Source organism: Mesorhizobium sp. M7D.F.Ca.US.004.03.1.1, assembly GCF_003998635.1.
GTDB lineage: Bacteria > Pseudomonadota > Alphaproteobacteria > Rhizobiales > Rhizobiaceae > Mesorhizobium > Mesorhizobium loti.
This window is the reverse complement of sequence record NZ_RZQG01000356.1, coordinates 1-5,725: the sequence shown is the minus strand read 5'-3', so window position 1 is coordinate 5,725 and position 5,725 is coordinate 1. Positions and strand designations below refer to the sequence as shown.

Genomic DNA, 5,725 nt, shown 5'->3' with positions numbered 1-5,725 from the left:
CGACAGGTCGTCGGGAATGAGATTGCCGCCGCCCGGCACCACCGGGCGTTCGCCGGTTTTGAGCTCGGCCTCGATGATCTCGGCGGAAATCTCGTCCTGCGAATAGAGTGCGGCGAGCCTGCGGACGAGGTTTTCCAGTTCGCGCACATTGCCCGGCCATGGATAGCGCTTCATCAGTTCGATGCCGCCGGGCGAGATGCGTTTGGTCTGCAGGCCTTCCATCTCGCCGAGTTTGAAGAAGTGGCGGACGAGGTCCGGCACGTCCTCGGAGCGCTCGCGCAGCGCGGGCAACCTGAGCGGCACGACGTTGAGGCGATAGAACAGATCCTCGCGGAAGAGCCCCTGGTTGATCAGCGTGCGCAGATCCTTGTTGGTGGCGGCGACGATGCGCACATCGGTCTTGATCGGCGTTCGTCCGCCAACCGTGGTGTATTCGCCCTGCTGCAACACACGTAACAGGCGCGTCTGCGCCTCCATCGGCATGTCGCCGATCTCGTCGAGGAACAATGTACCGCCTTCGGCCTGTTCGAAACGCCCTGTCGAGCGATTCTGCGCGCCGGTGAAGGCGCCCTTCTCGTGGCCGAACAGTTCCGATTCGATCAGATCGCGCGGGATCGCCGCCATGTTGATGGCAACGAACGGGCCGCCGCGACGGCGGCCATATTCATGCAAAGCGCGCGCCACCAGCTCCTTGCCGGTGCCGGATTCGCCCGAGATCATCACCGTCAGGTCGGTCTGCATCATGCGCGCCAGCATGCGGTAGATGTCCTGCATGGCGGCCGAGCGGCCGACCAGCGGCATTGCGTCGGGCTGCTCTTCCGGCCGCGCATCGATCTTCGGCCGCCGCGGCTCGGAAAGCGCCCGGTTGACGATGCTGAGCAGTTCGGTCAGGTCGAACGGCTTCGGCAGATATTCATAGGCGCCGGTTTCGGATGCGCGGATCGCCGTCATGAAGGTGTTCTGGGCGCTCATGACGATGACCGGCAGTTCAGGCCGCGCCTTCTTGATGCGCGGCAGCATGTCGAAGGCGTTTTCGTCCGGCATCACCACATCGGTGATGACCAGATCGCCCTCGCCCGCCGCCACCCAGCGCCACAGCGTCGAAGCGTTGGAGGTGACGCGCACCTCGTGACCGACGCGCGAAAGCGCTTGGTTGAGAACGGTGCGGATCGCCGCATCGTCGTCGGCGACGAGAATATTGCCGCGAACAGTCATTTGCGGTCTCCTTCACCGTCTTCATCGGCGCAGTATGGTGCTTCTTTCCAGGCCGGCATCAGGATGCGGAATGTGGTCCCACGCGGCGTCGATTCGCATTCGATGATGCCGCCATGCTCGCCAACGATCTTGGCGACCAACGCAAGACCCAACCCGGAGCCGTTCGGCTTGGTGGTGATGAACGGATCGAACAGGATCGGCAAAATATCTTCCGAGACGCCGGAGCCATTGTCGCGCACGCAGAATTCCAGCGGCAGCGATACGCGATCCTGTGTACCCGGCACGGAAACGCGGATGCCGGGCCGGAAGGCGGTCGACAGCACGATCTCGCCCTGTGGGTCGCTGCCGATTGCCTCGGCGGCGTTCTTGACCAGGTTGAGGAACACCTGGATGAGCTGGTCACGGTTGGCAAACACCGGAGGCAATGAAGGATCATAATCCTCCATTATCTTGATTCTCTTTGCAAAACCGTTTTTGGCGATGGCCTTCACATGGTCGAGCACGACATGGATGTTGACGGGATAGCGATCGATCGGCCGCTCGTCGGAAAACACCTCCATGCGGTCGACCAGCGATACGATGCGGTCCGTCTCGTCGGTGATCAGCCGCGTCAGCGCGCGATCCTCGTCGGAAGCCGACAGTTCGAGCAGCTGGGCGGCACCCCGGATGCCGGAGAGCGGGTTCTTGATCTCATGGGCAAGCATCGCCGCCAGGCCGGTGACCGAGCGTGCCGCACCGCGATGCGTCATCTGCCGGTCGATCTTGTCGGCCATCGACCGTTCCTGGAACATCACCACGACGGAGCCCGGATATTCCGGCACCGGGGCGACGTAGAGATCGACGACCTTCTCGATGCCCAGGCGCGGCGACGACACGTCGACGCGGTACTCGTTGACCGGGGCCCGACGCTCGCGCACCTGATCGACCAGCGTCAGCAGCGGGCTGCCGAAGGGAATGAGCTTGGACAGCGTGTTGCGCGCCAGCATCGTCGCGCTCGAGCGAAAGAAGTCTTCCGCGTCGGCGTTGGCGTAGGTGATGAACCCTTGCTCGCTGATCATGATCACCGGGCGGCGGATGGTGTTGAGCACGATCTGGGCGGCATCCGCCATTTCAGCGCCCTGGCCAGCGGCGGCGTTCATGCGGCGCTCCGCAGGTTCAAAGGTTGCGGATCGCGCGAAAACACATCGCGCAGCAAGGCGATGACGCGTGCGGGCTCGAATGCGGTCAGTATGGCCTTTCGGCTGTCGTCTGCGACACCGCCGGCATGACGATCGAGATACCAGCCGAGGTGCTTGCGCGCCTGGCGCAGACCGCTCTCGACACCGTAGAGCGCGAGCATGTCCTCATAGTGGGAGACGACATAGTCGGCCAGTGCCATCGGGTTTTGCGGGACGTTGGTCGCAGTCTCGCCCGCCGCTGCCGCCGCACTGCTGCCTGCGATCCACGGTGCACCATAGTGGGCACGGCCGATCATCACAGCGTCTGCACCCGACTGATCGAGGATAGCAGCCGCTTCTGCTGGCGAAGACACGTCGCCGTTGGCGACGACCGGGATGGACACGGCTTCCTTGACGCGGGCGATGGCGCGCCAGTCGGCCTTGCCTTGATAGAACTGGCAACGCGTGCGGCCGTGCACGGTCACCATCCTGACGCCGGCCTGTTCGGCGCGGCGCGCCAGCATCGGCGCGTTGAGCGCGCCTTCGTCCCAGCCCAGCCGCATCTTGACCGTCACCGGCACCTCGACCGCGCCGACAACGGCGTCGATCAGCGACAGTGCATGGTCGAGATCCAGCATCAATGCCGAGCCGGCATAGCCACCAGTGACCTTCTTGGCCGGGCAGCCCATGTTGATGTCGATGATGTCGGCGCCCTCGCCGGCGGCTATACGCGCGCCTTCGGCCATGTGCGCCGCCTCGCGGCCGGCAAGCTGGACCATATGGACCGGCAGGCCGGAGTGGCGTATGCGCAGGTTGAAACCGGCCCTGCCCTTGGCAAGCTCGCCGCTGGCCACCATTTCGGACACGACCAGGCCCGCGCCGTGCGCGTGGGCGCGCTGCCGGAACGGCTCGTCGGTAATTCCCGACATCGGTGCGAGGAACACGCGATTGCGGATTCTCACACCACCGACATCGAGCGGCGCGGCCAATTTGGTCAAGTTAACCATGCACAAAAACCAAGCATGTTCATTCGTTGCACATTCTCTAGCCAGAACCGCCGCAATGTGCAACGCGGAATGACGCCACATTAAGGCGCAATTGGGAAAATGCTGGCCTTCGGGATTGGCTGTGACCAAAGCGCCGCGCGTCCTTCAGGACGCGCTAAGGACGCTTTGGAATTTCATAGTTAGCGCATGATCTTTCCGAAAACCGATTACACTTTTCGGGATCGTGCGCTAGGACCAATCTGCAATGACTGACGCAAGTGAAAATCACGTTTCGAGTGCGGATGGCAAGGTCGCGGTGGTGATCGTTGCGGCCGGCCGTGGCGCGCGCGCCGGACAGGCCAACGGGCCGAAGCAATATCAACACATTGGCGGCTTTGCCGTCATCGCGCACACGCTGGAAATTTTTCTTGCCCACCCGCGGACCAGCGAGATTGTCGTCGCCATCCATGCCGACGACCACGAGCTGTTCCGGCAGGCGGCGGGCGCCAATGCCGAGCGCGTCACCGCTGTCATGGGTGGGGCGACCAGGCAAGAGTCTGTCCGGCTCGGATTGCTTGCGCTGAGAGGCCACGCTCCGGCGCAGGTTCTGATCCACGACGCCGTGCGTCCGTTCGTCGATGCGGAGTTGATCGACCGCACCATCGCCGCAATCGGCGAGCGCGAGGGCGCGTTGCCCGCTTTGCCCGTCGCCGACACGCTGAAGCGCGAGTCGGCCTCTGGCGTGGTTGGCGAAACCGTTTCGCGCAGCGGGCTCCACGCGGCGCAAACGCCACAGGGCTTTCCATTCTGGCCTATCCTTGCCGCGCATGAGAAAGCCCATCATCTGGGAAAAATGGATTTTACCGATGACGCGGCGATCGCCGAATGGGCGCATATTCCGGTAAAGATCGTTCCGGGCTCGCCGGACAATATCAAACTCACCTGGGCACGGGATATTGCGATGGCGGACCAGCGGCTTTCCGGCGAACGTGTTCGCTTCCCCGACATCCGTACCGGCAATGGCTACGACGTCCACGCCTTCGAACCCGGCGACCATGTCACCCTGTGTGGCGTCGCCATTGCGCATGACAAGAAACTGTCCGGCCATTCCGACGCCGATGTCGGCCTGCACGCCCTGACCGATGCGCTGCTGGCGACTTGCGGCGCCGGCGACATCGGCACGCATTTTCCGCCGTCCGACCCGCAGTGGAAAGGCGCTGCTTCCCGGATCTTCGTCGAGCATGCGGCAAGGCTGGTGCGCGAGCGCGGCGGACGGATCGCCAATGCCGATATCACGCTGATCTGCGAGGCGCCGCGCGTCGGCCCGCATCGCGAGGCGATGACCGCAGCCCTTTCGCAGATGCTGGCAATTTCACCGGACCGCATCTCGATCAAGGCGACAACCAATGAGAAGCTCGGCTTTGTCGGGCGCGAGGAAGGCATTGCGGCGATCGCCACCGCCAGCGTGGTCTTTCCCGGCGAGGTGCCGGAATGAGCAACAACGAGCTGGCAAATGCCCTGCTGCAAGCCTGCCAGAAGCGCGGCGTCATGCTGGCGACGGCGGAAAGCTGCACCGGCGGTATGATCATCGCCGCGCTGACCGACATCGCCGGTTCCTCCGCTGTGGTCGATCGCGGCTTCATCACCTATTCCAACGAAGCCAAGGTGGACATGCTCGGTGTTTCCGCCGCCACGCTCGAGGCGCACGGCGCGGTTTCGCGCCAGACGGCGATCGAAATGGCAACAGGCGCGCTTGCGCGTTCGCGCGCGGGACTGACCCTGGCGGTCACCGGCATTGCCGGGCCGGGCGGCGGTTCCACGGAAAACCGGTCGGTCTGGTCTGGTTCGGCGTCAGCCTGGACGGCCAGAGCGTGACCGCCGAACACAGATTGTTTGCCGACAAGGGTCGCGACTTCATCCGCCGGGAAACGGTACGGCACGCGTTGGAGTTGGGTCTGCGCGCGCTTGGCCAGCCTCAGGCCGAGGACGCCGCACCGTAGATGACTTCGGCACGCTTCTCGAAAGCCTCGGCGAACATGCGGAAGGCGCGGTCGAACATGGTTCCCATCACCGCGCCGAGAATACGGCTCTTGAACTCATAGTCGATGAAGAAGCGGACGGCGCAGCCGGCGCCGTCCGGTTCGAAACGCCAGACATTGCTCAGATATTTGAATGGGCCGTCGATGTACTTCACGTCGATGGTGTTCTCGTCCGGCTTCAGCAGCACCTGCGTCGTGAAGGTTTCCCGGATCGCCTTGTAGCCGATGCTCATGTCGGCGAGGAGAACTGTGCGTCCGTCGCGCTCCTTGCGCGAGCGAACCGTCAGCGCCTCGCAAAGCGGCAGGAATTGCGGATAAGATTCGACAT

At 63.7% G+C, this 5,725-nt stretch carries 5 protein-coding genes and 1 pseudogene; 2 read left to right on the top strand and 4 right to left on the bottom strand.

Annotated features, from left to right (window positions below; genetic code table 11):
* From ntrC to dusB, 3 genes are all read right to left on the bottom strand, one after another.
* Positions 1-1,215, bottom strand: a 1,215-nt coding sequence (gene ntrC / locus EN935_RS19655) for a nitrogen regulation protein NR(I) (RefSeq protein WP_127373543.1), incomplete at its 3' end; no start/stop codon positions are given.
* On the bottom strand, positions 1,212-2,354 hold the full coding sequence (locus EN935_RS19650; RefSeq protein WP_127373542.1) for a nitrogen regulation protein NR(II): 1,143 nt from the start codon (positions 2,352-2,354) through the stop codon (positions 1,212-1,214). The genes ntrC and EN935_RS19650, both read right to left, overlap by 4 nt.
* Positions 2,351-3,379, bottom strand: coding sequence for a tRNA dihydrouridine synthase DusB (gene dusB / locus EN935_RS19645; protein ID WP_127265216.1), 1,029 nt, complete (start codon positions 3,377-3,379; stop codon positions 2,351-2,353). Before dusB ends, EN935_RS19650 begins: the two co-directional genes overlap by 4 nt.
* A gap of 244 nt (positions 3,380-3,623) precedes the next feature.
* On the opposite strand from dusB, the gene EN935_RS19640 reads away from it, so the two are divergent.
* Together EN935_RS19640 and EN935_RS19635 are read left to right on the top strand one after the other, a co-directional pair.
* On the top strand, positions 3,624-4,853 hold the full coding sequence (locus EN935_RS19640) for a bifunctional 2-C-methyl-D-erythritol 4-phosphate cytidylyltransferase/2-C-methyl-D-erythritol 2,4-cyclodiphosphate synthase (RefSeq protein WP_126069168.1): 1,230 nt from the start codon (positions 3,624-3,626) through the stop codon (positions 4,851-4,853).
* Positions 4,850-5,358: pseudogene (locus tag EN935_RS19635) on the top strand (CinA family protein). Before EN935_RS19640 ends, EN935_RS19635 begins: the two are co-directional and overlap by 4 nt.
* Here EN935_RS19635 and EN935_RS19630 read toward each other — a convergent pair.
* Positions 5,334-5,725: type II toxin-antitoxin system RatA family toxin (locus tag EN935_RS19630; protein ID WP_164771210.1), on the bottom strand; the 392-nt coding region annotated here is incomplete at its 5' end. The pseudogene EN935_RS19635 and the gene EN935_RS19630 sit on opposite strands and share 25 nt — an antisense overlap.